The 26,629-nt window shown below is 70.2% G+C and carries 23 protein-coding genes and 1 pseudogene; 12 read left to right on the forward strand and 12 right to left on the reverse strand.

Translation table 11 applies throughout. The annotated features are described in order from the left end of the window. Positions 1–228: 228 nt before the first annotated feature. From ABZ470_RS19445 to ABZ470_RS19460, 4 genes are all read right to left on the reverse strand, one after another. On the reverse strand, positions 229–1,275 hold the full coding sequence (locus ABZ470_RS19445) for a 2-oxoacid:ferredoxin oxidoreductase subunit beta (RefSeq protein WP_362912615.1): 1,047 nt from the start codon (positions 1,273–1,275) through the stop codon (positions 229–231). Then, positions 1,268–3,121: a 2-oxoacid:acceptor oxidoreductase subunit alpha gene (locus ABZ470_RS19450; protein ID WP_352010829.1), complete on the reverse strand. Its 1,854-nt coding sequence runs from the start codon at positions 3,119–3,121 to the stop codon at positions 1,268–1,270. The genes ABZ470_RS19445 and ABZ470_RS19450 overlap by 8 nt, the downstream gene beginning before the upstream one ends. A gap of 208 nt (positions 3,122–3,329) precedes the next feature. Then, positions 3,330–3,419 carry a putative leader peptide gene (locus tag ABZ470_RS19455; protein WP_352001834.1) on the reverse strand — a complete coding sequence of 30 codons (90 nt, stop codon included), beginning with the start codon at positions 3,417–3,419 and terminating at the stop codon, positions 3,330–3,332. A 145-nt stretch (positions 3,420–3,564) separates the two neighbouring features. Then, on the reverse strand, positions 3,565–4,935 hold the full coding sequence (locus ABZ470_RS19460; RefSeq protein WP_362912617.1) for a polysaccharide deacetylase family protein: 1,371 nt from the start codon (positions 4,933–4,935) through the stop codon (positions 3,565–3,567). Positions 4,936–5,237: 302 nt separating this feature from the next. On the opposite strand from ABZ470_RS19460, the gene ndhC reads away from it, so the two are divergent. From ndhC to nuoH, 4 genes are all read left to right on the forward strand, one after another. Continuing rightward, entirely contained in the window at positions 5,238–5,609 is a 372-nt protein-coding gene (ndhC, locus tag ABZ470_RS19465; RefSeq protein WP_352010827.1) for an NADH-quinone oxidoreductase subunit A, read from the forward strand. 102 nt (positions 5,610–5,711) lie between these two features. Further along, positions 5,712–6,152: an NADH-quinone oxidoreductase subunit B family protein gene (locus tag ABZ470_RS19470; protein WP_352011275.1), complete on the forward strand. Its 441-nt coding sequence runs from the start codon at positions 5,712–5,714 to the stop codon at positions 6,150–6,152. Beyond that, positions 6,145–6,681: an NADH-quinone oxidoreductase subunit C gene (locus tag ABZ470_RS19475; protein WP_362912619.1), complete on the forward strand. Its 537-nt coding sequence runs from the start codon at positions 6,145–6,147 to the stop codon at positions 6,679–6,681. The genes ABZ470_RS19470 and ABZ470_RS19475 overlap by 8 nt, the downstream gene beginning before the upstream one ends. Continuing rightward, the gene (gene nuoH, locus ABZ470_RS19480) at positions 6,674–7,621 is read left to right on the forward strand and encodes an NADH-quinone oxidoreductase subunit NuoH (protein ID WP_352010825.1); all 948 of its coding nucleotides are present in this window, start codon (positions 6,674–6,676) and stop codon (positions 7,619–7,621) included. Before ABZ470_RS19475 ends, nuoH begins: the two co-directional genes overlap by 8 nt. A gap of 13 nt (positions 7,622–7,634) precedes the next feature. Here the strand turns inward: nuoH and ABZ470_RS19485 are convergent, their stop codons facing one another. Beyond that, a complete protein-coding gene (locus tag ABZ470_RS19485) occupies positions 7,635–9,593 on the reverse strand; it encodes an AarF/UbiB family protein (protein ID WP_362912621.1) in 1,959 nt (652 codons plus the stop codon). Positions 9,594–9,689: 96 nt separating this feature from the next. Further along, entirely contained in the window at positions 9,690–10,973 is a 1,284-nt protein-coding gene (locus tag ABZ470_RS19490; RefSeq protein WP_362780714.1) for a protein kinase, read from the reverse strand. Between the two features lie 267 nt (positions 10,974–11,240). On the opposite strand from ABZ470_RS19490, the gene ABZ470_RS19495 reads away from it, so the two are divergent. The 7 genes and pseudogenes from ABZ470_RS19495 (at position 11,241) to htpX (ending at position 19,864) form a co-directional block, all read left to right on the forward strand. After that, the gene (locus ABZ470_RS19495) at positions 11,241–12,320 is read left to right on the forward strand and encodes a 4Fe-4S binding protein (protein ID WP_362912623.1); all 1,080 of its coding nucleotides are present in this window, start codon (positions 11,241–11,243) and stop codon (positions 12,318–12,320) included. An 8-nt stretch (positions 12,321–12,328) separates the two neighbouring features. Further along, a complete protein-coding gene (locus ABZ470_RS19500; protein WP_352010822.1) occupies positions 12,329–12,865 on the forward strand; it encodes an NADH-quinone oxidoreductase subunit J in 537 nt (178 codons plus the stop codon). A gap of 1 nt (position 12,866) precedes the next feature. Next, positions 12,867–13,151, forward strand: a pseudogene (nuoK, locus tag ABZ470_RS19505) (NADH-quinone oxidoreductase subunit NuoK); the annotation flags it as partial. 161 nt (positions 13,152–13,312) lie between these two features. Further along, on the forward strand, positions 13,313–15,196 hold the full coding sequence (locus ABZ470_RS19510; RefSeq protein ID WP_362912625.1) for an NADH-quinone oxidoreductase subunit L: 1,884 nt from the start codon (positions 13,313–13,315) through the stop codon (positions 15,194–15,196). A 187-nt stretch (positions 15,197–15,383) separates the two neighbouring features. Beyond that, a complete protein-coding gene (locus ABZ470_RS19515) occupies positions 15,384–17,144 on the forward strand; it encodes an NADH-quinone oxidoreductase subunit M (protein WP_362912627.1) in 1,761 nt (586 codons plus the stop codon). Next, complete coding sequence (locus tag ABZ470_RS19520; RefSeq protein ID WP_362912629.1) at positions 17,141–18,937, forward strand: NADH-quinone oxidoreductase subunit N; 1,797 nt, start codon at positions 17,141–17,143, stop codon at positions 18,935–18,937. The genes ABZ470_RS19515 and ABZ470_RS19520 overlap by 4 nt, the downstream gene beginning before the upstream one ends. A gap of 75 nt (positions 18,938–19,012) precedes the next feature. Continuing rightward, a complete protein-coding gene (gene htpX / locus ABZ470_RS19525; RefSeq protein WP_352010818.1) occupies positions 19,013–19,864 on the forward strand; it encodes a zinc metalloprotease HtpX in 852 nt (283 codons plus the stop codon). 56 nt (positions 19,865–19,920) lie between these two features. Here htpX and ABZ470_RS19530 read toward each other — a convergent pair whose 3' ends face one another. Continuing rightward, entirely contained in the window at positions 19,921–21,189 is a 1,269-nt protein-coding gene (locus ABZ470_RS19530) for an MFS transporter (RefSeq protein WP_362912631.1), read from the reverse strand. 16 nt (positions 21,190–21,205) lie between these two features. Next, complete coding sequence (locus ABZ470_RS19535) at positions 21,206–21,964, reverse strand: tyrosine-protein phosphatase (protein ID WP_362912633.1); 759 nt, start codon at positions 21,962–21,964, stop codon at positions 21,206–21,208. A 123-nt stretch (positions 21,965–22,087) separates the two neighbouring features. Here ABZ470_RS19535 and ABZ470_RS19540 point away from each other — a divergent pair, with 123 nt between their 5' ends. Beyond that, positions 22,088–22,807 carry a GntR family transcriptional regulator gene (locus tag ABZ470_RS19540; RefSeq protein WP_352010815.1) on the forward strand — a complete coding sequence of 240 codons (720 nt, stop codon included), beginning with the start codon at positions 22,088–22,090 and terminating at the stop codon, positions 22,805–22,807. Here ABZ470_RS19540 and ABZ470_RS19545 read toward each other — a convergent pair. The 4 genes from ABZ470_RS19545 to ABZ470_RS19560 all read right to left on the reverse strand — a co-directional run bounded on the left by ABZ470_RS19545 (position 22,779) and on the right by ABZ470_RS19560 (position 26,472). Further along, positions 22,779–23,648: a metallophosphoesterase gene (locus ABZ470_RS19545; protein WP_362912635.1), complete on the reverse strand. Its 870-nt coding sequence runs from the start codon at positions 23,646–23,648 to the stop codon at positions 22,779–22,781. The two genes, ABZ470_RS19540 and ABZ470_RS19545, sit on opposite strands and share 29 nt — an antisense overlap. A gap of 79 nt (positions 23,649–23,727) precedes the next feature. Beyond that, positions 23,728–24,303, reverse strand: a complete 576-nt coding sequence (locus tag ABZ470_RS19550) for a pyridoxamine 5'-phosphate oxidase family protein (protein ID WP_362912637.1) — start codon at positions 24,301–24,303, stop codon at positions 23,728–23,730. Positions 24,304–24,441: 138 nt separating this feature from the next. After that, a complete protein-coding gene (locus tag ABZ470_RS19555) occupies positions 24,442–25,449 on the reverse strand; it encodes a hypothetical protein (protein ID WP_362912639.1) in 1,008 nt (335 codons plus the stop codon). 60 nt (positions 25,450–25,509) lie between these two features. Beyond that, the gene (locus tag ABZ470_RS19560; RefSeq protein WP_352010811.1) at positions 25,510–26,472 is read right to left on the reverse strand and encodes a helix-turn-helix domain-containing protein; all 963 of its coding nucleotides are present in this window, start codon (positions 26,470–26,472) and stop codon (positions 25,510–25,512) included. Between the last annotated feature and the right edge of the window lie 157 nt (positions 26,473–26,629).

The following is a 26,629-nucleotide window of genomic DNA, read 5'->3' on the forward strand; positions in this document are numbered from 1 at the left end:
ACATAGGGTATGTCTCCCGAAACACGGTGACACGTTGTGTGCGGGTCTTTGTCCCCATACCTCGCCTGACAGGCGAATGTGGAAGATATCAACTTCACCTGAAACTAACCTGGATTTCCGGAAAAGCAAACGGGGCCGCTCGGGTGAGCGACCCCGTTGCCATGCTTTCCGGGCTTTCCGGTACGGCCCCGTCCGGGAGATCCCGGGAGTCGGGGTCGGTCGTCGTGGTCAGCCGATGCGCCAGGTGTCTCCCGCGAGCAACAGGTCGTCCAGGTCACCGGGGCCGCCCTTGCCGGTCGCCTCGGCCAGCTGGCCGGCCATCAGCTCGTCGTAGGAGGGACGGTCAACGCTGCGGAAGACGCCGATCGGGACGTGCTCGAAGGCGGGCTCGTCCAGCCGGGACAGGGCGAAGGCCAGCGTCGGGTCAGGCCGGCTGACGTCGTGGACGAGGATCTCCTCCTCGCTCGCCTCGGAGCGCGGGACGACCTCGATGCCGCCGTCCGGCCTGCGCCGTACGGCCTTGGTCGCCGAGACGATCGGCTGGCCGTGCTCAAGGCGCAGCGTGATGGAGTCACGCTGGTCGGGGTCCTTGAGCTGGTCGAAGGCCCCGTCGTTGAAGATGTTGCAGTTCTGGTAGATCTCGACCAGCGAGGTGCCCTTGTGCTCGGCGGCCTGGCGCAGCACCGAGTGCAGGTGCTTCCTGTCGGAGTCGATGGTCCTGGCCACGAAGGAGGCCTCGGCGCCCAGAGCCAGCGAGATCGGGTTGAACGGCTTGTCCAGCGAGCCCATCGGGGTGGACTTGGTGATCTTGCCGACCTCGGAGGTCGGGGAGTACTGGCCCTTGGTCAGACCGTAGATCCTGTTGTTGAACAGCAGGATGTTCAGGTTGACGTTGCGGCGCAGCGCGTGGATCAGGTGGTTGCCGCCGATGGACAGCGCGTCGCCGTCACCGGTGATCACCCAGACCGACAGGTCGGGCCTGGAGGCGGCCAGGCCGGTCGCGATCGCCGGGGCCCGCCCGTGGATCGAGTGGAACCCGTAGGTGTTCATGTAGTACGGGAACCGGGACGAGCAGCCGATGCCCGAGACGAACACCATGTTCTCGCGCTTGAGGCCCAGCTCGGGAACGAAGGACTGGACCGCGGCCAGGATGGCGTAGTCACCGCACCCCGGGCACCAGCGGACCTCCTGGTCGGACTTGAAGTCCTTCATCCCCAGCTTGACGTCGGACTTCGGCACCAGGGACAGGCCCCTGCCGTTCTGGATCTCACTCACTGTCGATCACGTCCTGGATCACGCCGGCCAGCTCCTCGGCCTTGAACGGAAGCCCGCGCACGCGGTTGTAGCTGATGATGTCGACCAGGAAACGGGCGCGCAGCAGCAGCGCGAGCTGGCCGAGGTTGATCTCCGGAAGCAGCACCTTGTCGTAGGCGCGCAGCACCTCGCCGGTGTTGGCGGGCAGCGGGTTGAGGTGGCGCAGGTGGGCCTGGGCGACCTTGCCCCCCGCCCTCCTGATCCGCCGTACGGCCGCCGCGATCGGCCCGTAGGTCGAGCCCCAGCCGAGAACGAGCACCCGGGCGTCGCCGTCGGGGTCGTCGACGTCGAGCGGCGGGATGTCCTGGGCGATCCCGTCGATCTTGGCCTGGCGGAGCCGGACCATCTTGTCGTGGTTGTTGGGGTCGTAGGAGATGTTGCCGGTGCCGTCGGCCTTCTCGATGCCGCCGATGCGGTGTTCGAGGCCCGCGGTGCCCGGGATGGCCCAGGGACGGGCCAGGGTCTCCGGGTCGCGCTTGAACGGCAGGAACGTCACGCCGTCCTCGCCGTTGGGGCCGTCGGCGAACTCGGTGGAGATGTCCGGCAGTTCGGCGCTGCCCGGCACCCGCCACGGCTCGGAGCCGTTGGCCAGGTAACCGTCGGACAGCAGCATGACCGGCGTGCGGTACTTCACCGCCAGGCGGGCCGCCTCGATCGCGGCGTCGAAGCAGTCGGACGGGGTCGCGGGCGCCACGATCGGCAGCGGTGACTCGCCGTTGCGGCCGTACATGGCCATCAGCAGGTCGGTCTGCTCGGTCTTGGTGGGCATTCCGGTGCTCGGCCCGGCCCGCTGCACGTCGACCACGATCAGCGGCAGTTCGGTGGTCACCGCCAGGCCGACGGTCTCGGCCTTGAGCGCGACACCCGGCCCGGAGGTCGTGGTGACGCCGAGGGCGCCGCCGAACGAGGCCCCGAGCGCCGCGCCGACACCGGCGATCTCGTCCTCCGCCTGGAAGGTGCGGATGCCGAAGCGCTTGTGCTTGGACAGCTCGTGCAGGATGTCACTGGCCGGGGTGATCGGGTAGGACCCCAGGAACAGCGGCAGCTTCGACTGGACCGAGGCGGCGATCAGGCCGTAGGCGAGCGCCTGGTTGCCGGAGATGTTGCGGTAGACGCCCGGCGGCAGCTGGGCGGGCTTGACCTCGTAGGAGACCGAGAAGGACTCGGTGGTCTCGCCGTAGTTCCAGCCCGCCTGGAAGGCCGCGATGTTGGCCTTGGCGATGTCGGGCCGCTTGGCGAACTTGGTCTCAAGGAACTTGATCGTGGTCTCGGTCGGCCGGTGGTAGAGCCAGCTCAGCAGGCCGAGGGCGAACATGTTCTTGGAGCGCTCGGCGTCCTTCTTGGACAGGTCGAAGCCCTCAAGCGCCTTGACCGTCAGCGAGGTCAGCGGCACCGGGTGGAGCCGCCACTCGGCGAGCGAGTCGTCCTCAAGGGGGCTGACGTCGTAGCCGACCTTCTGCAGGTTGCGCTTGGTGAACTCGTCGGTGTTGGCGATGATGTCGGCCCCGCGCGGCAGGTCGCCGAGGTTGGCCTTCAGCGCGGCGGGGTTCATCGCCACCAGGACGTTCGGCGCGTCACCTGGGGTGAGGATGTCGTGGTCGGCGAAGTGGAGCTGGAAGCTCGAAACGCCCGGCAGGGTGCCTGCGGGGGCGCGGATCTCCGCCGGGAAGTTGGGGAGGGTCGACAGGTCGTTGCCGAACTCCGCCGTGCCCGATGTGAAGCGATCACCGGTCAGCTGCATACCGTCGCCGGAGTCACCGGCGAAGCGGATGATGACGCGATCGAGTTGCTGAACCTGCTTGGTCACAGCTCAGTCCTCCTCGACGCGAAAAGGCGCCGTTGATGGTGGCATGTTCTCAGTTCCATGCTAGATCCCTGGGGATAACCCGTAGTGGCTTCGCGTTCCACTCGGCGGAGGAGTGTGACGCATGTCGCAGATCCCTCGGTGGAGGCCGAGTCGAAATCCGGGCGCGGTGAAGACGCGCGTGGCGGCCTGGCGGCGGCCGTGAAGGAGGTCATGATCGCGAGCGGCAGGCCCGACACAGCCCGGCGGCGAGCCGACACAGATCCACGTGCAGGCGGCCGAACAGGACGGTAAGGGTCACGATGCCTAACTATATGTCCCACCAGGGAGGCGGCCTCATCGCCGGTGGCTATGTACTCATAGCCGGCGGCTATGGGGTGACATGGAGACGCCCTCCGCGGGACGCCGGTTCTCGCGTCCCGCGGAGGGCGTCTTCGCCCAGCTCCTCAGCCCTGTGAGCCGTCGGCCGAGATCATCTCGCGCGGTCCCTCACCCGAGTCGTAGACCTCGCCCGGCTTCATGCCGGCCTTGCCGTACAGCTCGGGGACGGTGACGAAGGTGTAGCCCTTGTCGCGCAGTCGTCGCAGGATCTCGGAAGTCGCCTTCGCGGCGGTGCCGCCGACGTCGTGCATGAGGACGATCGATCCGGGCCTCGTCTGCGAGACGACCCGGTCGGCGACGGCCTTGGGATCCCGGGTCTGCAGGTCCTTGGCGTCGACGTTCCAGCGAACCAGGGCCAGGCGGTACTGCCTGGCGACGGGCGGCACCCGGTCGTTGACCGCCCCGTACGGCGGGCGCACCAGGCCGGGATGGCGTCCGATGGCCCGTCCCAGCGTGCACTGGGCGCGGCCGAACTGGTCGCCCATCCTGCTGTCGTCCAGGGTGGTCAGGTCACGGTGCGACCAGGTGTGGTCGCCGACGAGGTGACCCTCCCGCATGATCCGCCGCAGCAGCGCGGTGTGGGCGATGGAGTTGGTGCCGACGGCGAAGAACGTCGCCCTGGCGCGCTGGGCGTTCAGCGCGTCCAGCAGCTTCCCGGTGCCCGGGCCGGGACCGTCGTCATAGGTGAGCGCGACGCACTTGACCTTGGCGCAGTCCACGCTGCCGTAGGCGGCGCTCTCGGCGACCGGCAGGGCGGCGTACTCCTTGTACTTGGCCATCCGCTCGGCCCGGTGGTCGACCCCGGCGCCGAACTCGACCGCGGAGCGCTGTGCCCGCTCACCGGCGGGGGACAGCAGCCCCTTCACCTTCGCGGCCGGTACGGCGACCCTGCTGAGGGTGGCGCTTCCCACCTGCTGGTCGTCGAACTCGGCCACGAGGTCGCCGCGGCGGTTGAAGGCCAGCGAGTCGAACAGCCTCGCGTCGGCGGTGATCGCCTCGGGGTCGATCCCGGATCCCGACCGGCCCAGCTGGTCACGGGTGAGCCTGGCGAGCTCGCCCAGCGCGGCCCTGTCCTTCAGCAGGTCCGCGGAGTCGAGGACACGCTTGTCCACCCGGTCGTACCAGACGGTGGTGTGCTCCTCCGACCAGCGGGAGCCGACGGTTCTGCCGATGGTGAGGTTCACGCCCATCATCTGGGTCGAGACCGTCGGCAGCTGCCAGTCCACATTGAACTCGGGCCCGGGCCGGCCGGTTTCCGTGCCGCCCCTGTTGGCCTGGTTGAACGACCGCAGATGCTCGGTGATCGTGCGGTGCAGTCTCTCCGTCAGGCGTGGCGCGTCGCTGACGGACGGGTAGACGGCGTGGGCGCGCAGGCCCCCGGTCTCCCCTTCGGTGACGGTGTGCATGGTGAGTCCGGGGACGTCGGCCGGGTCCACGGAATCGATCAGTGTGGGTTCCGAGGGGATCGGCTCCTGCGCCCTGGGTGTCGCTGTCGCGGTGCCGCACCCTGCGGCCAGCACGGCGATAAGCGCGATCCCTCCGGAAAACCGGATTTTAGGCATAAACGGCACATTACTTGAAAAAGGGTGGTATTTACGGATGCTTGGTATTAAAGGGTGCAGAGTTTGGGATTGGCGGCAGGGTCGCATGACGGGGGAGGACGGTGCTGCTATAGCTGGTGGGGAAGGCCTCGCCGTACGCGGAGAGACTTCGGGAAACCCCGTGGAGAGGGGGAGTCATGCACGGTTACTACGGCCCCTACGCGGTGGTCGGCGCGCTGCTCGTACTGGGCGTCGTGATCGTGTCCGGAGCGCTGCTGGTCAACCGCCTCCTGCGCCCGAGCCGTCCCACCCCGGACAAACTGACGACCTACGAGTGCGGCGTCGACCCGGTCGGTGAGGGCTGGGCGCAGTCCCAGGTGCGTTACTACGTCTTCACCTACCTTTATGTCGTTTTCGCGGTGGACGCCGTCTTCGTCTTTCCGTGGGCGACGGTTTTCGCCGACCCCGGCTTCGGTACGGCCGCGCTGGCCGAGATGTTCGTCTTCCTGGGCTTCGTCGCGCTCGGCGTGCTGTACGCCTGGCGCAAACGCGTGCTCGCCTGGGCCTGAGAACCGCCGGGCAGGTGGGGGACAATGAACAACATGGCGGACCTTCCGATGCCCACCCGGGCACCCACCGTCGGACCGGCCTCACGGCTGGCCCCGAAACCCATGCGCTTCATCCTCAACTGGGGGCGGCGCTACTCGCTGTGGGCGTTCAACTTCGGGCTCGCCTGCTGCGCGATCGAGTTCATCGCGACCTCGATGAGCCGCCACGACTTCATCAGGTTCGGGGTCATCCCGTTCGCGAACGGCCCGCGACAGGCCGACCTGATGATCGTCTCCGGCACGGTGACCGACAAGATGGCCCCGGCCGTCAAACGGCTCTACGAGCAGATGCCCGACCCCAAGTACGTCATCTCCTTCGGCGCCTGCTCCAACTCCGGCGGCCCCTACTGGGACTCCTACTGCGTGACCAAGGGGGTGGACCAGATCATCCCGGTCGACGTCTACGTGCCCGGCTGCCCGCCCCGCCCCGAGGCGCTGCTCAACGGCATCATGCTCCTCCAGGAGAAGATCGCCGCCGAGGGCATGGAGGACCACCGTGCGTGAGGCCCTCGTGGAGCGGTACGGCCCGCGCGTGCGGCTTTCGGAGTCCTTCGGCGAGACCACGGCCGACGTCGAGCCGGGCGACTGGCTCGACCTGCTCGCCTTCGCCCGCGCCGGAGGGTACGAGTTCTTCGACTGGCTCACCGCGGTCGACGACCCGCCGGACGCCTTCCAGGTCGTCGCCCACCTCCTCGACCCCGTCTCGCACCGGCGGCTGCTGACCCGCACCCGGGTGCCGCGCGCCGACCCCCACCTGCCCAGCGCGGTCGGCGTCTTCAGGGGCGCCGACTGGCACGAACGGGAGACCTTCGAGATGTTCGGCGTCGTCTTCGACGGGCACCCGAACCTCGTCCCGCTGCTGCTGCCCGAGGGCTTCGAGGGCCACCCGCTGCGCAAGGACTTCGTGCTGGCCGCCAGGGTCGCCAAGGCGTGGCCGGGAGCCAAGGAGCCGGGCGAGTCCGACCACGGCTCGCCGAGCCGCCGCAAGACGCTTCCCCCCGGCGTACCCGCCGACTGGGGGCGCGATGGCTGAGGTGCTGGAGGCGGCCCTCAGGCTCGTCCTGGTCGTCGCCGCCTTCCTGGTGCTGCCGCTGGTCGCCGGTCAGGCCGAACACAAGGTCATGGCGCACATGCAGTCCCGCCTCGGCCCCATGTACGCCGGGGGTTTCCACGGCTGGGCCCAGCTGATCGCCGACGGCGTCAAGTTCGCCCAGAAGGAGGACGTGATCCCCGCCGCGGCCGACCGCCGGGTCTTCGGCCTGGCGCCCGCGGTCGCGCTGATCCCGTACCTGCTGGTCATGGTCGTCATCCCGGTCGGTCCCGGCCTGGTCGGGGCCGACCTGGACGCGGGCCTGTTCTTCGCGCTGGCCGTGATGGGGGTCGGCGTGCTCGGCTCGATCATGGCCGGGTGGTCCTCGGGCAACAAGTACTCCCTCATGGGCGGGATGCGCTCGGCCGCCCAGCTCATGGCCTACGAGCTGCCGCTGGTCCTGGCCGCCTCCAGCGTCGCGATGGCGGCGGGCACGCTCTCCCTGCCGGGCGTCGTGGAGGCCTGGCAGTGGTGGTGGCTGCCCTGGCAGGCGATCGGCGCGGTGGTCTTCTTCGTCGCCGGGCTCGCCGAACTGCGCCGCCCGCCGTTCGACATGCCGATCGCGGACTCCGAGATCATCATGGGCCCGATGACCGAGTACACCGGTATGCGGTTCGCGCTGTTCATGCTGGCCGAGTACGCCGGGATCATCGTGCTCTGCGCGCTGACCACGGTGCTGTTCCTCGGCGGCTGGCAGGGCCCCCTGCTGCCCGGGCCGGTGTGGACGCTGCTGAAGACGGCCCTGCTGGTGTTCGTGGTGATCTGGGTGCGGGTGAGCTACCCCAGACTCCGTGAGGACCAGCTGCAACGGCTCGCCTGGGTCGCCCTGGTGCCGCTTGCGCTGCTCCAGCTCGCGCTGACCGGGATCGTCAGGGTCCTCTGACGCGCCGGCCGGGTCACTCCCGGCGGAAGACCAGCGCGAGCGAGCGCAGCGCGAGCACGAAGCCGACCAGCAGCAACGCGAAGCCGACCAGCGCGAACAGCCGCAGCTCGGGCGTCACCATCGGCCCCGAGTCCGCCGCGATGAGCACGATCGCCCCCAGCGTCGCCGCCGCGGCCAGGACGGCGACGACCACCTGCTGCACGAGGCCGGTCAGGAAACGCCGGTCCCCCTCGTCCGCCAGCGGCCTGATGTTGATCGAGATCCTGCCGTGCTCAAGGTCCTCGGTGAGCTTGTTGAGCCGCCTGGGCAGCCGCTGCAGGATCGGCAGGAAACCGGCGAGACGGCTCTCCAGGTCGGCGCGCACCGACTCTGGCGAGAGGGACTCGCGCATCATCTCCCTGCCCTGCTTCCTGACCGCGCCGACCACGTCGAGGTCGGGGCTGATCAGGGTGAGCGTGCCGTCGAGCGCGGCCAGCGCCCTGAAGGCGGCCGCGATCTGCGGCGGTACGGCGAAGCCGTACGCGTGGATCAGCTTGAACAGCGCGGCGAACAGGCCCGCGCTGCCGTTCCTGCCGAACCCCGAGCGGTAGCGGACCATGAGCTGGCCCAGGTCGCGTTCGAGCTCCCGTTCGGCCAGCCCGTCCGGCCGGTCGAGCATCTCGATGAGGGAGTCGGTGGCGCCGATCGCGTCGTTGTTGTCGACGGCCAGCAGCAGCATGCCGAGCGCGTTACGGGTCGACTGGTCGAGACGGCCCACCGAGCCGAAGTCGAGCAGCCCGAGCCTGCCGTCCTCGGTGAGGAGGATGTTGCCCGGGTGCAGGTCGGCGTGGAAGACGCCGGTGTGCACGAGCTGCCTGAGGATCTCGCCGAGCAGCCGTCCGGCGACCGCCTCCCGTTCGGCCGGGGGCAGCGCGGCCAGCAGCTCGCCGGCCTCACCGACCGGGGTGCCGTCGAGGCGGTCCATGACCAGGAGCCTGCCGGTCGAGTACCCCTCGTGGGCGACGGGCACCCTGATCCCGTCGCCCAAGGTGGCCGCGACACCCCGCAGGTTGTCCAGCTCGACGGTGTAGTCGAGTTCCTCGTCGAGGGAGGCGGCGAAGCCCTCGGCCAGCCGGGACACCCGCAGCGACCTGCCCCACGGCGTCGTCCGCTCAAGCCACGCGGCCAGCCTCAGGATGATCTCGACGTCCGAGGTGACCTGCTTGCGCGCCCCGGGACGCTGCACCTTGAGCACGACGGGTTTGCCGTCGAGCAGCCGGGCGGAGTGGACCTGCGCGACCGAGGCCGAGGCGAGCGGGGTGGGATCGACCGTCTGGAAGACCTCGGTGAGCGGCCTGCCGAGCTCCTCCTCGATGGCCCGTTCGATCTGCTCCCACGGCTCGGGCTCCGCCCTGGTCTGCAGGGTCGCGAGCTGGTCGACGAAGACCTCGGGCAGCAGGTCGCGCCGGGTCGAGAGCATCTGCCCGAGTTTGACGAAGGTGACGCCGCCCTCGTTGAGCGCGTCACGCAGCGAACGGGCGATCGCGGCGGGCCTCTCCCCGGCCCTGCTGCGCCGTCCGAGGTAACCGCCGAGCCCGTGCTTGGCGGCGATCCGCACGACCTGGGTGTAGCGCCGGGCCCTGCTCCTGCGGGCCTTCCAGCCGCGCAGGAACGCCGAGGGCGCGGGAAGCGTGCCCGTCGGGACGAACAGTTCGAGCAGGACCAGGACGATCAGGCCGATCACGAAGGTCCACGCGGTGACCAGCGCCGTGACGACGAAGACCACGCTGAGCGGGGCGCTGATCCTGCCGTTGGCGTAGACGCCGGTCAGCGTGCCGACCTCGGTGGCCGCCCACGCGACGCTCAGGCCCAGGACCACGCCCATGACGAGGGCGCGCGGCCAGCCGACCGGCACCCCGAGCGTCCTTCTGGCGAAGAGCGCGACGAGATAGGCGTTGACGATGGTGGCGAAAACAGCGATCAGGTTGGACATGTCAGTATCCGTCTCCGCCGTTCAGGCCGTCCCCGGGTGCCATGGCGCAACCCTAATGCGTTTTCCGGACATAGATCGGTATGTCCGGTGCCGTGTTCACTGGACGATGCGCAGCATGATGTCGGCGGCGGTCGGCCGGTTGCCCGGCTGCTTGTCCAGGCACTCCGAGGCCAGCGGGCGCAACGACTGGGGCAGCGCCGACAGGTCGGGATGCTGGTTGATCACCCGGTTGAGGATCGCCGGGATCGTGTCCTCGCCGAAGGCCACGCGCCCGGACGCGGCGAAGATCATGGTCGCCGCCCAGCTGAACACGTCCGTCTCCGGGCCGATGTTCCCCCCGGCGAGCTGCTCGGGGGACATGTAGGCGGGGGTGCCCATGATGTTGCCCGAGGTCGCGGTGACCTGGTTGAGGGCGCGGGCGATGCCGAAGTCGATCACCCGGGGGCCGTCCGGGCCGATCAGCACGTTCGCGGGCTTGAAGTCACGGTGCACGACCCCCGCCCGGTGGATCGCGGCGAGCGCGCCCGCCGTGGCCAGGGCGAGCCGGGTCAGGCCGTCCTCGTTGCGGGGACCCTGGTCGCGGACGAGCTGCTCCAGCGAGATGCCGTCCACGAACTCGCTGACGATGTAGGCCTGGTCGTCGGTGATGTTCACGTCGAGCACCCTGGCCGTCGAGAAGGTCGCCACCTTGCGCGTCGCCTCGACCTCCCGCAGGAACCTCTCCCTGACCATCTGGTCGCCGGTGAGGTGCTGGTGCAGGAGCTTGATCGCGACCTTCTGCCCCTGCGGGGTGAGGGCCAGGTGGACCGTGCCCTGCCCGCCCTTGCCCAGCTCCCCGATCAGCCGGTACGGCCCCAGCCAGCCCTTGGTCGGGTTCTGCTGCTGGGTGGGAGCCGGCTGCGGCCGGGACGGCTGGGAGTGCTGGAGGTGAGGCTGGGGCTGGGGCCGTACGGCGTGCTGGACCGGCCGGTGGGCGGGCGGGTGGACGTTCGAGGCGACGGTCGGCGCGGTCGGGTACGGCACGGCATGGACGGGGGGCGGGGGCGCGTTGAAGGACTGCACGCCGTAGTTCGGCATGTTCCGCGGGCCCTGCGCGTTGTGGGGGTCCTGCCTGAAGACCGATCCTCTGATGATCAGCGCGTGCCCCATGCCGCCGAGCCAGCTGCCGAAGAGCCCGATCGTCGTGACGGCGTCCAGCCAGCCCGGCATCAGGTCGGTGTCGTCGTAGACGGAGATCGCGACGATGAACACCCCGATGCCCAGGGCGTACAGGACCGCGGCCAGGGCGTGGAGCGGGCTGCGCAGTCTGCGGGCGGCGTGCGCCATGATCAGGGGCGTCCCCATGCCACAGGTGAACAGGGGGACCAGTGCCCACACCACACTCAGCCCCGTATTCGATCGAGGAGGTGGCGGCTGGTTGTGCCACGGGGCACCGTACTGGTGGGACATGTGGCGAAGAATACGTATTTCTGGTTGGTCTTGCAGTCCTCTTCAAGGGTGATTCTTCGGCGGAAGGCGACACTCGAACACACAGTCTGTGGATAACGGCTGTGGATAACTTGGGATGATCGGCGGACGTGTTGTGTTTTGCGAGGTTCTCGCGCACGGGTTCTCGTTCGCGGGGGACGGGGATGTCAAGATGTTGAGGTGGCACGGATACCAGGAGTGGGGCTGGCGAAGGGGCTCTCCGTCACCCTTCGCCACATGCTGAGCAAGTCGGTGACCCAGCAGTACCCCGAGGTGCGGCCCGACCTGCCCGCCCGTAGCAGGGGCGTCATCGGCCTGGTCGAGGAGAACTGCACGGTCTGCATGCTCTGCGCCCGTGAGTGCCCCGACTGGTGCATCTACATCGACTCCCACAAGGAGACGCTCCCCGCCCCCGAGGGAGGACGGCCCCGCGCCCGCAACGTGCTCGACCGCTTCGCGATCGACTTCTCCCTGTGCATGTACTGCGGCATCTGCATCGAGGTCTGTCCCTTCGACGCGCTTTTCTGGTCCCCCGAGTTCGAGTACGCAGAGGGCGACATCCGCAACCTCCTGCACGAGAAGGACAGGCTGGCCGGATGGGCGGAGACCGTGCCCCCGCCGCCCGCGCACGAGCCGAACGCCGAACCGCCGAAGGAACTGGCCGCCGGGTCCCGGCCGACCCGCACCCCGCCGTCAAGGCCCGGCGGCGGCCGTACGGCGGGGGACGGTCCCGTGGCTCCGGGCGACTCCCCGGATGTTCCTTCAGGTGAGTCCGGAGACTCGGGCGCGAGGCCGCCTCGGGACGCTTCCGGACCACCGGGTTCTTCGGCTGGGGACGGGCCGGCGCGGCGTGTTTCCGCGGGGCATGCGAATGTCCGGGCGATCAGGCCGCCGGGTGCGCTTCCCAGGAAGGACACGCCTCCTGCACAGGACGCCTCGGGGGCCTCCGGGTCTTCCTCCGATCCTTCGGGGGCTTCGGGGCCTTCTGCGGCTTCCGGGGCCTCGGCCGGGGGCAGGCCCGCGCGGCGTGCTTCGGCGGGGCATGCGAATGTCCGGGCGATCAGGCCGCCGGGTGCGCTTCCCAGGAAGGACACGCCTCCCGAGGAAGCGGGGGGAAAGTTTTCCACAGGCGAGCCCGCCGGTGAGAAGTTGTCCACAGGTGGGGGTGGCGTGCCACCGGCGGAGGGCGCGACGGAGCAGACTTCTGCCACGGAACCGAACAGCGGGCCTCAGCGGCCTGAGGAGCCCAGGGAGTCCTAGGAGGAGACGTGGCCGACGTGCCGTCCTATCTGTCACCGACGGGGCAGGAGATCGTCTTCCTGCTGCTCGGCGTCGTGGCGGTCGGGGCGGCGCTGCTCGTGGTGACGACCAGACAGCTCGTCCACGCGGCCCTGTGGCTGGTCGTCTGTCTCGGCGCCCTCGCCGGGGGCTATCTCGTCCTGACCGCCGAGTTCGTCGCGTGGGTCCAAGTGCTGATCTACGTCGGCGCGGTCGTGGTCCTGCTGCTGTTCGGCCTGATGCTCACCCGGGCCCCGATCGGCAGGGCCGCCGATCTCGACAGCCGTAACCGGCCCGTCGCCGCCGTCGTGGCGACGGCCACCGCGGTCGTGCTGGTCACCGTGGTCGTCGACGGCTTCCGTACGGCCTACGCCCCCCTTGAGCCGGGTGGCGGGTCCGCCAGAGAGATCGGCTCCAGCGTCTTCCGCACCTGGGTGCTTCCCTTCGAGGTGCTCTCGGTCCTGCTGCTGGCCGCCCTCGTCGGCGCCATCGTCCTGTCCCGCACCGACATCCGCGGGAGGAGATGACGTGCACGTCGTCTATCCGGCGGTCGTCTCCGCGCTGCTGTTCTCCATCGGGGTGTACGGCGTGCTCGCCCGCCGCAACACGATCCTCGTCCTGATGTCGGTCGAGCTGATGCTCAACGCGGTCAACCTCAACCTCGTCGTGTTCGACGTGTGGCTGCGTGACCGGCTGCACAGCGGCCAGGTGCTCACGCTGTTCGTCATCGTGATCGCCGCGGCGGAGGTCGGTCTGGGGCTGGCGATCGTCCTCGGCCTCTACCGCAACCGCGCGACCGTCGACCTCGACCGCCTCCGCGCCCTGGCCGAGTCCCCCGACCCGCCCGCCGAGACTCCCACCGGGAGCCCTTCAGGAGAGCCACGGAAGGGCTCGGCCGGGCAGACCGCCAGGGCGGCCGTCGCCACGGCTCCCACCCACCCGCCGGGCCGGGACGACCCCCCGGAGGTCACGCCGTGACCGCCGTCGCCCTCGTCATCCTGCTGCCCTTCCTCGCCGCCGTCGCCGGGCTGCTGGGCTCCAGACTGCCCGGGGGAGCCAGGGGCGGGGCCGCCGACCTGGCCGCCAACCGCAGGGCGGCCCTGATCGCGGTCGTCCCGGCCGCCCTCTCCACCCTGCTCGCCCTCTGGACGGCCTACACCGCCCTCACCGGCGGGGGCGTGTCAACGGGCACACTCGACGTCATCCCCACCGGGTCACTGCCGATCTCAGTCGGCCTCCTCATCGACCCCCTGTCCGCCTCGGTCGCGGTGCTGGTGACCGTGGTCGCGTTGGCCGTGCAGGTCTACTCGGTGGGCTACCTGTCAGGAGACCGGCGCTACCCCTCCTACAGCGCCTTCGTCAGCCTGTTCACCAGTGCCATGCTCCTGGTGGTCCACGCCGCCGACCTCCTCGTCCTCTACGTGGGCTGGGAGGTCATGGGCCTGTGCTCCTACCTGCTGATCGGCCACTGGTGGGAAGACCGCGCCAATTCCCGGGCCGCGATCAAGTCGTTCCTGGTCACCAGGGTCGGCGACGTCGGCTTCCTGTTCGGGGTCTTCGTCCTCGGCACGGCGGCCGGGAGCTTCAGGATCGCCGACGTCATCGCGGCGGTCCCGCTGATGTCCTCGGGCACGGTCGTCACCGCGACTCTGCTGCTGCTCGCCGGGGTCGCGGGAAAGAGCGCCCAGGTGCCGCTGCACACCTGGCTTCCCGACGCGATGGCGGGCCCGACCCCCATCAGCGCGCTCATCCACGCCGCGACCATGGTCGCGGCCGGGATCTTCCTCGTCGCCCGTCTCCACCCGGTCTTCGCCGGGGCGGGTCCCACCCTGGACGTGCTCGCCGTGGCCGCCGCGCTCGGCATGCTCGGCGCCGCGCTGGCGGCCCTGGCGCAGGACGACCTGAAACGGGTCCTGGCCTACTCCACGATCAGCCAGCTCGCCTACATGGCCGGAGCCCTGGCCGCCGGGTCGGACGACGCCGCGATCCTTCACCTGATCACCCACGGCGCCTTCAAGGCCCTGCTCTTCCTGTGCGCGGGGGTCGTCATCCACACGGTCGGCTCCAACCTGATGAGCGCGATGGGCGGCCTGCGGGGAAGGCTTCCCGTCACCTTCGCCGCGATGACCGTCGGCTTCGCCGCCCTGATGGGCCTGCCCCCGGCCAGCGGCTTCTTCAGCAAGGACGAGGTGCTGGTGTCCATGGAGCGGGCCCTGTCCACCGGGCCGCTCACCGACGCCGCCGCCCTCCTGCTGTACGGCTGCGCCCTGGCCACGGTCGCGGTGACCGGTGCCTACGCGACCCGGGCGTGGCTGCGGACCTTCTTCGGCGAGCGCCGGGCCGTACCGCTTCCGGTGTCCGCCGCTCCGCACACCGGCGGTTCCCGTGAGGCTCCGGCGAGCATGCTCTGGCCGGTCGTCGTGCTCGCGGTGCCCACGCTGCTCCTCGGGTTCACGGGCGTCGGCTTCGCGGGTGCCGCCGACGTCCACTGGGGCACCGCCGTCCTCAGCGTCCTGCTGGCGCTGCTCGGGGCCGCCTCGGTCTACGTCGTCTGGCGCGGCGCCCCGCTGGACGACCCCGCCCGGGTGCTCGGCCCCTTCCGGGTGTTGTTCGAACGGGCCTTCTTCGTCGACTCCCTCTACCGCGCGCTGTTCGTCCTGCCGGTGCTGCGCCTGGCCCGTCTGACGGCCCGCGCCGACGACCGGGTGGTCGACGGCGCCGTCCGCGGCTCGGGAAGGGCGACACTGAGCCTGTCCGGCCTGGTCAGGGCGACACAGAACGGCAACGCCCAGCTCTACGTCACCGCCGTCCTTGCGGGTGTCCTCCTTCTCGCGGTGGGGGCGGTGGTCCTCGGATGACCGGCCACCTCCAACGCCGAGCGCCGTGCCCTGGTCGCCGTGATCCAGGCGGTGGTCCTCGGACGACCGGCCGCCTCCGCCACGGCCCCGCGTGCCAGGTCTCTCCCGCCGACCGTTCCCGCTGCGATTCCCACCGTGATCTCACCGCCCGGGGCACCGTCCCGGCCCAGGAGAGGGGGGCCGGGAGATGAGCTGGGTGCCGGTGGCGATGCTCGCGGTTCCGCTGGCCGGGGCCGTGGCGCTGCTCATGCCGTACGGGAGGGGGCGGCTGCTCAGGGCGCACGCGCTGACGGTCTCCGGGGTGACGTTCGCGCTCTCCCTGGTGGCCGCCGTCACGTACGTCCGTGGCGGCGCGACGGGCATCGGCCTGGAGACCGACCTGGCCTGGGTCCCCTGGCTGAACCTGAGGTTCCACCTCGGCGTCGACGGGGTCTCCCTGCCGCTGGTCGTGCTGACCACGCTGCTGACGTTCCTGTGTTTCGTCTACCTGTGCCGTGGGGGCGCCGGTGGAACGGACCGGCTGCCAAGAGGGAGGCCGGGGCCGGAGCGGGCCAGGGCACTGGTGTTCACGCTCCTGCTCCTCGAAGTCGGCATGGTCGGCACCTTCCTCGCCCTCGACCTGCTGCTGTTCTTCGTGTTCTTCGAGGTCGTCCTGGTCCCGATGTACTTCGTGATCGCCATCTGGGGCGGTCGTGCCCGGCGGGCGGCGGCGACCAAGTTCATCCTCTACACGCTGCTCGGCTCGGTCGTCCTCCTGATCGGCCTGCTGTTCGTCTGGGCGCGGACCGGCACTCTGGACATGGTCTCCCTCGCCGCGGCGCACGGGGCGGGCATGTCCCGCCCGGCGCAGATCCTCGCCTTCGTCGCCATCGGCGTCGGGCTCGCCGTCAAGGCCCCGATGTGGCCGCTGCACACCTGGCTGCCGGCCGCCCACACCGAGGCGCCGACCGTCGGCTCGGTGCTCCTGGCGGGTGTGCTGCTGAAGATGGGCACCTACGGCTTCGCCCGCATCGCCATCCCGATCCTGCCCGAGGGCGCCGCGGCCGTCGCCCCCTGGCTCGGCGCGTTCGCGGTGATCGGCGTCATCTACGGCTGCCTGGCCTGTCTGGCCCAGCGTGACCTGAAGCGGATGATCGCCTACTCCTCGATCGGCCACATGGGGTTCGTGCTCCTGGGCTTCGCCACGCTCACCCCGGTCGGGCTCAACGCCGCGCTCTTCGGCAACATCGCCCACGGCCTGATCACCGCGCTGCTCTTCTTCGTCGCCGGAGCGATCAAGGAGCGCTACGGCACCGCCGACATCCCGGCACTCGGCGGCGGCATGCTGGCGCGCCTGCCGCACCTCGCGTCCCTGCTCACCTTCGCCTGCTTCGCCTCCCTCGGCCTGCCCGGTCTGGCGGGCTTCTGGGGGGAGATGCTCGCCCTCCTCGGCGCCTTCGACCCGGCACCGGGTCTGTCCCGGCCGCTCTTCCTGCTCTTCATGGTCGTCGCGGGGGTCGGCACCGTCCTGACCGCGGCCTACTTCCTGGTCATGCTGTCCAGGGTCACCCACGGCCGTCCGACCGAGACCGTCCACGCCCCCCTGCTCACCGCGGCGGGCGCCACCGGGACGCCGGAGGCGGGTGAGGCGGCCCAGGAGGCGATGGTGGCCGCGGAGCGGGTGACGGAGAAGGTCACCGCGGACGCCGAACAGGTGGTCGAGGAGACCATGGCGGGTGACGGCCCGCCGGACACGACCGAGAGAGCCGGAGGTTCGGGAAGCGCGGGAGAAACCGGAAGCGGCCGAGGCACCGGAGGAGCCGGGAGCGGGCGCACGCGGGACGTGACCGCCCACGAACTGGCCGCCTGGGTGCCGCTGGTCGCCCTGATCCTGCTGTTCGGTCTGTGGCCGAAGGCGCTGCTGTCCCTCACCGACCCGGTGGTCCACAGCCTGCTGGGGACGCCATGATCCAGTCGATCGACTACTTCGCGGTGGCGCCGCCACTGGTTCTGGCGCTGGCCGCCGGGCTGGTGCTGCTCCTGGACGCCTTCCTGCCGCGCAGGCCGTACGTCAGGCCGATGCTCGGCGTGGTCACGCTGGCCGGGGTGCTCACCGCCCTGGGCTTCGTGGTCGCGCAGGCGTCGCGTTCGGGGGAGGCCCTCCGGACCTTCTGCGTGCCCGAGGGCCTGACCACCGCGCCCAGGATCGTCCCGGCCCTCCCACCGGGTGTGCGGCCGACGACGGGGAAACTCACCGGAACGATCGCGGTCGCCGCCTCCGGGCCTGAGACGGGGGCCGTGCCGTCGTGCTCGTTCGTGGTCGACGACTTCACCCTGGTCTTCGCCGGGCTCGCCCTGGCCGCCGGGATCGTCGTGGTGCTGCTGTCCATGACCTTGCTCGCCTCCGGTGAGATCCCCGTCGGCGAGTGGCACTTCCTGCTGCTGTGCACGCTCACCGGCGCCGTCGCCCTGCCCGCCTCCCGAGACCTGATCATGCTGGTCGTCGCGCTTGAGCTGGTCTCGCTGCCGGTCTTCGCGCTCACCGGGCTCAGACGCCACGACGGCCGTGCCTCAGAGGCGGCGGTCAAACTCTTCCTGGTCTCCGTGGTCTCGACGGCGGTGACGCTCTTCGGCGTCTCCCTGCTGTACGGCGCGACGGGAACCGTCCACCTCGACCGGCTGGCCCAGACCCTGCGTGAACGCGCGGCCGTTCCCGCCGTCCCCGGTCCCGGCCAGGCGGCCGGTGACGCGCTGCCCCAGGTGACCGGGACCACCGAGGCCTACGTCTCCGCGCTTCACCTCTCCTACGACTCGCCGCCTCCCGACCTGTCGTCCGTGCTGGCCGTGGCCGTCGTCCTGGTGCTGGCCGGGTTCGCCTTCAAGGTCGCCGCGGTGCCGTTCCACGCCTGGGCGGGTGACGTCTACCAGGGGGCGCCGGTCCCGGTGGCCGCGCTGCTCTCGGTGATCTCCAAGGCGGCCGGGTTCGCCGGGCTGATCCTCATCCTCGTCACGGCGCTGGGGAGCGAGGCGAGCACCTGGGGCCCACCGGTGGCGCTCGTCGCGGCGCTGACCATGACGGTCGGCAACCTCCTGGCGCTACGGCAACGCCACGCCGTACGGCTGCTCGCCTGGTCCTCGGTGGCGCAGTCGGGCTACATCCTGGCGCCGCTCGCCGTCCGTGACGACGAGGCGACGGGCGCGTCGATCGCCTATCTGGTGTTCTACGCGGCGATGAACCTCGGGGCGTTCGCGGTGGTCATGCTGGTCTCGCGGCGCGCCGCACGCAACGAGCTGGACGACTACCGGGGGCTCGCCTTCCGTGACCCGGCCGCCGGGCCGGCGCTGGCGTTCTTCCTGCTCTGCCTGGCGGGCCTGCCGCCGGGGCTGGCGGGTCTGTTCGCCAAGATCGTGGTGTTCCGCGAGCTCGTCGGTGGCGGCGTGGCATGGCTGGCCGTGGTGATGGCGGTCAACACGGTCATCGGCCTCTACTACTACGTGGCCTGGGCGGCACGGATCTTCACCCCGGCCCCGCGCGGAGCCGGCCAGGGGGTTGTTTCGGATATGCCGGATATATCGGCTCCGGGGGTCGTGGCGGCCCCGGAAAACCCGGTCGGCTGGGGGGAGGAAACGGGTGGCGGTCGCAGGGGGTGGTTGCCGGTCGTCGTCGCGATCGGACTGACCGTTGTCGTCGCCCTGGTGTTCTCGGTCGCGCCACAGGTGGTGCTCGACCTCCTCCCCGGGGGCGCCGGCATCGGGAGGTGAACGTTTCCGGGAACGTTCGGCCAGGCCGGAGACGTTGGAGAAGGTGAATCGGCATCAACCGACAAGGGGGGTGTAGTGCACCACAACGGTCTGCGTACCGCCGTCCTCCTTGGCGCACTGTCCGCGGCGATCATCGCCGTCGGGGCGTGGCTGGGCGGTGGCGTGGGCCTGCAGATCGGGGTTCTGGCCGCCCTGCTGACCAACGGTTTCGCCTACTTCTTCTCCGACAGGATCGCCCTGTCGGCAATGCGGGCCCGTCCGGTGAGCGAGGTCGAGCAGCCGACCCTGTACCGGATCGTGCGTGAACTCTCCACCGAGGCCCGTCAGCCCATGCCCAGGCTGTACGTCTCGCCGACCATGCAGCCCAACGCCTTCGCCACCGGACGCAACCCCCGTAACGCCGCGGTCTGTGTGACCTACGGCATCACCCAGTTGCTCGACGAGTCCGAGCTGCGCGGGGTCATCGGACACGAGCTGTCCCACGTCTACAACCGTGACATCCTGATCTCCTCCGTGGCCGGGGCACTGGCCACGATGATCACCTATCTCGGATACATCGGCCTGTTCTTCGGCGGAGGAGACGACGACGAGGGGCCCGGTTTCCTCGGCGCGCTGCTCATGATCGTGCTCGGCCCGGTCGCCGCGGGGATGATCCAGATGGCGGTCTCCCGCTCCCGGGAGTACCAGGCGGACGAGTCGGGGGCCCGGCTGACCGGAGACCCCCTGGCCCTGGCCTCCGCGTTGCGGAAGATCGAGATGGGCGCCCGGCAGCTTCCCCTCCCGGAGAACGCCCGTCTCGCCTCGGCCTCACACCTCATGATCGCCAACCCCTTCCGGGGCGCGGGCATCGGCAGGCTGTTCTCCACCCACCCGCCGACCGCCGAGCGCATCGCCCGTCTGGAGCGGATGGCGGGCTACCGCCGCTGAGCGGGGCGGTAGCCCGACCGGCCGTCACGTATGCCCGGCACACACCTCGCCGCCGGTCACCGTACGTCTCTCAGCAGGCCGACCAACGGGGCGGCGGCCAGCGTCAGCAGGCCGCAGACCGAGAAGAGCACGAAGTAGTTCGGCCCCTCGGCGAAGGGGTCGGACCCCAGGCCGAGCAGGACCGGAGCCAGCGCCGGGGCGATAGCGCTCGGCAGGTGCTTGGCCATCGCGAAGGCGCCGAGATAGCGGCCCGCGTCCCGCTCGTCAGGAAGCACCTGGGTGACCAGGCCGAGATCGACGGCGTAGTAGACGCCGGTGGCGGCGCCGCTGATGACCGCTACGACGATCACCACGCCGACGCTGGCGGTCGCGGCCTTCAGCAGCAGCGTCACACCCAGGATCGCCGTCGCCCACAGCACGAACGGACGGCCCCTGCCGATCCTGGCCGACCAGCGGCCACCGAGATAGGCGAAGAGACCGGACAGCAGGGTGCTGGCGATGGTGGTCAGCCCGACCAGCGCGACGGCCTCGGCGGTCGGCATGCCGATGCGACTCTGCAGGTAGTAGAGCGAGTAGGAGGAGATCAACGCGAAGCCGATGCTGACGAGCAGCCGCTGCACCCACAGCAGCCGGTAGTCACGGGCGTGCCGGGGCAGTACGAGCAGCGCCGAGGCGAGACTGCCGACGTTCACCGGGCGTCGCTCGGCCGGGTCGAGACGACGGTCGGGCAACAGCGCGCAGAGCACGCCGGCGGCCGTCACGGCGAGTCCACCGCAGATCGTGAACTGCAGCAGCAACTCGCCCTTGAACATCTGGGACAGCGCCATGGCCGGGACGACGCCGAGCATGTTGCACATCGAGAACACGCCCGCCACCCGGACGCGGCGTTCCACGGGGAACTGGTCGACGACCGTCGCGGTCAGCCCGGCGACCATGGCCTGGTAGCCGGTGACGGCGACCATCCAGCCGACCGCGACGAGGGCGATCGACCCGGCGAGCGCCAGGAGGATCAGCCCGGCCAGGCCGAGCAGGGAACCGCCCAGGATCCACGGCCTGCGCATGCCGTACCGGCTGGTGGTGCGGTCGGACAGGTGGCCGCTGAGCGGGTTGGAGATCACCGTGGCCACTCCGCCGAGCGCGGCGACGAAGCCGAGTACAGCCTCCTTGTTGGCGGGCGCGATCTCCTGGACCTTGAGGCCGAGACCGAGGATCAGCGGCAGGGCCCCGGCCGCCGCGTAGAAGAGTTCGGCCACACCGATGGCCGCGACCAGCCCACGGCCGGTTTTTTGGGGTGCGCCGGTTTTCCGGGGAAGGGTGAGGGACACGGGGTCGCCTTTCTGGTCAGCCGACGAGGGCGGCGCGCAGCCGCTGGACGTGGCCCTCGGTCAGACCGTGGGCGGTGAGCAGCCGTTCGGCGCCCCCGCGGGCGTCGAGAGCGGTCAGAAAGGTGCGGATGGCGGCCTCGGGGGCGTCGAGCAACCCGGACACGGCCCCCGCCACCGAGACCGAAGCGGCCGGGGACAGAGCGGCCGGGGGCGGGGTGGTCAGGGGCGAAGCGGCCGGGGGCGGGGTGGTCAGGCCGAGCATCGTCATGATCTGGGGGAGGTGCGTCACGGTCGCGGCGTAGTCGCGGACGATCGCCTCGTGATCCACCCCGACCAGATCGAGGATCAGGGCGACGACCAGGCCGGTGCGGTCCTTGCCCGCCGCGCAGTGCACCAGGGCGGGCAGCCCGTCGGCGATCTCCGCCACGACGGAGGCGAACCAGGCGGTGCGGTGGTCGAGCATCAGCACATAGAGGTCGCCGAGGTCGATTCCCGGCGGAAGGGCGGACAGGTCGGCGGGGGATCCCGAGGTGCCGAGGCGGGTGACCCTGACACCGAGGTCGGTCAGGAGGGCCCAATCGTCCCCGGCGAGTTCGGCCTCGCTTCGCAGGTCCGCGACGAGCCGTAGTCCTTCGAGCTGCCCACCGAGGAGATCCGCCAACCGGTCGGTGTCGGCGGCGGTCAGCCGGTGGGGTTGCGCCGAGCGCAGCAGCATCCCGGAGCGGACAGGAGTTCCGGCGCCTTCGGCGACGTCACGGAGGTTCAAGAGCGGCATGAGTCATATATATGACTGGCTGACCTGCGTGAACGCGGCGAAAAGATGGATTCGCGATGAACGGCCGGGCAATCCCTGGATCATCGGCGGGGCAGGGAAGGCGGGAGCCGTACAGTTGTCCAGATGCCCAGAGAAGCCCGCTACCGCGCGATCGCCCGTGAGCTCGGGCGGCGCATCGAGTCCGGTGAGCTGCCCCCCGGTGAGCGGTTGCCGACCGAGGACGCGCTCGCCGAGCGGTTCGGCGTGCACCGGCTCACCGCCAGGCAGGCCATGGTCGAGCTGCGCAGGGCCGGGCTGGTCGAGACACGGCACGGTCTGGGGAGTTTCGTCAGGCGTGTCCCGCGCCGGATCGAGGTGTCCATCGACCCGGTGACCCGCAGGCACCGGCGGGCCGACCTGGAGGGGCTGGCGACGGTCTTCGCCGGGGGAGAGGAGATCCTCGGCCGGGGGCTCGTCGAGCATCCGGCGGGGGCGCGGCACCTGAGGGTCGCGGGTGAGGAGGTCTACGAGATCACCACCCTGCTCAGGTCCGAGGGGGCGCCATGTGTGCTGAGCCGCTACCGGCTCCACCCGGAGCGCGCCGACCTGCTCTGCGACCCCGAACTCGGCGTGCTCGGCTCTCTGGAGGCCGGTGGGGTCTCCTACCGCTACACCTGGCACGCGATCTCGGCGGACCTCGCCGACCTCGCCGACCAGTCCGCCCTCGCGCTCGACGCGGGCGCCGCCGTACTGGTGCGTGAGGGGCTCGTCATGCACGGCGACGAGCCCCTGTGTCACGTCGAACGGCGCTGCCGGGCCGACCTCGTCTCCTTCGTCACCCGCTATGACCGGCCAGGTGACTGAGCAGCACCTCGGTGTCCAGCTCGTAGACCGGGGGAGCCGACGTCATCGGGACGACCGTGGTGATCACACCGTCCTCGGTGACGTCCACCCGGCTGAAGGCCTGTGACGGTATGCCCCTGGTCTTCCCCGCGGGCGCCATGGTGTCGGCGGCGTAGGCCCCGCCGGGGCCGATCCAGACGGGGATGCCCGCCAGCGTGCCCGCGGACGCGCTGTGCGTGTGCCCGGCGAGGACGATCCGTACGTCGGAGCCGGTCAGTGCCCGCGCCAGCCTCTCCGGCTCCCGCAGGCCGATCCCGTCCATCAGCGGCAGCACACTGGGGATGGGCGGATGGTGCAGCACCAGCACGCTCCCGTCGGGCGCGGGCTCGGCCAGCACCGAGGCCAGCCACTCCAGCTGGTCGGCGGACAGTTCGCCGTGGTGCTCACCGGGCACGGTGCTGTCCAGCGTCACGATCCGCAACCCGCCGACCCAGGTCACCACGTCGTACGGCTCACCGCCCACCTGGTCGCCTGTCCGGTCACCTTCTCGGCCGTCCGCCTGGTCGTTGACGAGGGCCGAACGGAAGGCGCCCCGCTCGTCGTGGTTGCCCATCGCGACCACGACGGCCGCGCCGAGCTCACCGGCGGCCTTCTCCAGCGCCCGCGCGACCAGCCGGTAGGAGGGTTCGTCCCCCTGGTCGGCGATGTCGCCGGACAGGATGATCGCGTCCACGGGCTGCCCCGCGGCGACCACGGTGTCCAGCGCGTTCCTGAACGCCGTGGTCGAGTCGACGTGGCCGTGGAGCAGGCCGTCGGCGACGGCGTGGACGTCGGTGAGATGGATGAGGGTGTAACGCTTCATGACCACAACGGTCGTCCACGCCACTGAACGTGACCGGTCATCTATATGAATTACGGCCGTACGGCTCGCGGCGCACCGGTCAGGAGTGCTGGGTGACCGGGTCCGTCTCCTCGGGGGCCAGGCCGGCGATGCCGTCGATGCTCTCCCGGTTGTTCTTCGCCCGGTAGATCCGTCGCTGCTGCACGTCCTTGCGCTCCGCCCACTCGTCGAGCAGCGTCCGGTCCTTGTCGAACGACATGAACGGCACCGAGAAACCACAGGAGTCGGCGATGCGCTCACAGTCGACGACGATGATCGACCGGACACCCGGATGCGACCCGAACCTCGTGAGCAGCCCGGAGAACTCGGCGTCGCCGGGGGTGACGACCCGGCCTGTGCCGTACAGGCGAAGGATGTTCGGAGGACCGGAGAAGGCGCAGAACATGATCGTGATACGCCCGTTCTGGCGGAGGTGGGCGATGGTCTCCACACCGCTGCCGTCCAGATCGAGGTAGGCCACGGTGGTGTCGTCGATCACGGAGAACGTGTCGGCGTATCCCTTGGGGGAGACGTTGACGTGACCGCCCTGCTCGGGAGCGGTGGCGACGAAGAAGACCGGCTGCGCCTCGATGAACGCACGCAACCGGTCGCTGAGCTTTTCATGGACTTTCCCCATGAAGAGAAGATATGTCCTCCCACCCGCCAAGCCTTGGCGCACCCGCCGGGTTCCAGACCACCGGCCATCAGCGGGCCTCGACTCATCAGCCGGGCTCTGGGCCGCTTGCCGGGCCTGGGTCGTCGGCCGGGCGTTGGATCACTCGCCGGGTAGCCACCAGCTCCACGGGGCGTTCTTGATCGGGAAGGAGTCCACCGTGTGGACGGTGCCGGTCCTCGCGTTCACCGTACGCTTCGCCGCCGAGGTGACCTGTCCGCCGTGGGCCTCGCTGAAGCTCGTCCAGAGCGTCAGCGTGCCCGCCGGGTTCCAGGAGAGCCGCTGCGCGCCGTCGTTGACCGAGACGCCGAGCCGGACCGCCGCCGAGACCGTGTCCGAGGTCAGGCTGTAGGTGTGCAGCCGAGCCTTCTTCGTCATCGCCCCGGTGACGACGAACGCCGTCGTGGTGCCGTCGTTCGCCAGCGCGACCGGGGAGTTGTTGGCCACGATCTGCGGCACGACCCGGCTGGCCGTCACCCGCCCCGCACCGTCGAAGACCACGAACTCGGTGGTGCTGTCATCGGTGTAGCGGCTGGTGAGCACGTGCCGTCCGTCCGGGCTGAAGCCCATCACGTTGATCTTCGCGGGAAGCGTGGCGATCTTCCCGCTCTCACGGTCGACGAGCAGGGACGGCAGTCGCTCCTCTTCGTCGAGGTAGTCGATCACGACGGCCGATCCGTCCTCGGAGAGCATGGTGTCCACGCTGGCCTGGTCGAGCCCCTTGGGCAGGGTCGCGGCCCTTCCCGGCAGCGGGACGACCTTCCCACTGGTGACGTCACGAACGACGAGGACGTCCTCCCTGAGGTAGTTCACGACCCGGCCGTCACCGCTGACCGCGAAGGTCGTGCCCGCGTCCTTGTCCACGGTGCCGTTGGCCCGCCGGGGATTGACCCGCGCGTCGTCGAGCCTGACGGTCCTGCCGCTGCGCAGCGTCAACGTCCACTTCCCGCAGGGGACCGTGTGGTCTCCCTTGGCGCAGCTCTTGATCCACGCGTACCGGACCAGGTCGTCCGTCCCGGCCTCCGCCGGGGGAACGGTCATGGTCATGGCCACCACGGTGGCTGTCACGGTGCCGAGCGCGAGTACGGCCAGGCCGCGGATCGAGGACATCGCGTCTTCCTTTCGTCACCGAGGTAGATGCCTCCTCCGGGCGAAAGGTTCTGTCACGGATCAGCCACACCACCGGTTCCGGTACTCCAGCGGGGTGAGCCCGATCCTGCGGCGCATCAACGCGCGCAGGTTGGCGGCGGTTCCCAGCCCGCTGCGCCGCGCGACCACCTCGAAGCGCGACTCGCCACGCTCGATCATCCGGCACGCCACGTCGAGCCGTTCCCCGGTGAGCCAGGCCAGCGGCGTGGTGCCCAGCTGCGCCCGGAAACGGCGGTGCAGCGTCGCCTGACTGACCGAGGCCCGCGCCGCCAGGTCGGAGACCGTGAGCGCGGTGTCCAGCCGTTCCTGCGCCCAGGCCAGGAGGGGTGCCAGGGACTCGTCCGGTACGTCGGGAACCGGCCGTTCCACGAACTGCCGCTGCCCGCCGTCGCGGTGCGCGGCGAAGACGAGCCGCCTGCTCACGGCGTTGGCGACCTCCGCGCCATGGTCGAGCCGGACGATGTACAGACCGAGATCGAGCGCCGCCGAACTCCCCGCGGCGGTCAGGATGTCGCCGTCGTCCACGAACAGCACGTCCGTCTCCAACCGTACCGACGGGAACCGGGACCGGAAGGAGTGCGCCCACTGCCAGTGCGCCGTGGCCCGCCGTCCGTCGAGGACCCCGGCCTCGGCAAGGGTGAAGGCACCGCTGCAGAACCCGACCAGCCGGGCGCCCCGTGCGTGCGCCCGCCGAATGGCCGCGAGTACGGCGGGGCGCCGGGGAACCTCCACGTCGGGGCGGTTGGGGACGATCAACGTGTCCGCCGTCTCGGCCGCCTCAAGGCCCGCGACGCCTGTGAGCGTGAAGAAGCCGTCCCGCATCGGCGTACGCGGCTCCGGCGAGCACAGCCGAAAATCGTAGAGGTCACGCCCGAGCTCCGGCCTGCGCAGACCGAAGACCTCGGTCGCGCACCCCAGCTCGAACGGGTTGGAGTTCTCGTCCACGATCACGACAACCCGGTGCAGCGCCTCCCCCGCACCCACCGCTCGTCTTTTGCCCTGCTCCGCATGCGCTTCGCGGACCGCGCGCACCGCCTGTTCCATGTGCGCTTCACGAGCTGCGTGTGCCGCTTGTCCCATGTGTGCTTTACGGACTACGCGCGTTGGCTGTCCTGCACGCGCTGTCTGCTCCGTATGCGCT

Source organism: Streptosporangium sp. NPDC020072 (assembly GCF_040631445.1).
Lineage (GTDB): Bacteria > Actinomycetota > Actinomycetes > Streptosporangiales > Streptosporangiaceae > Streptosporangium.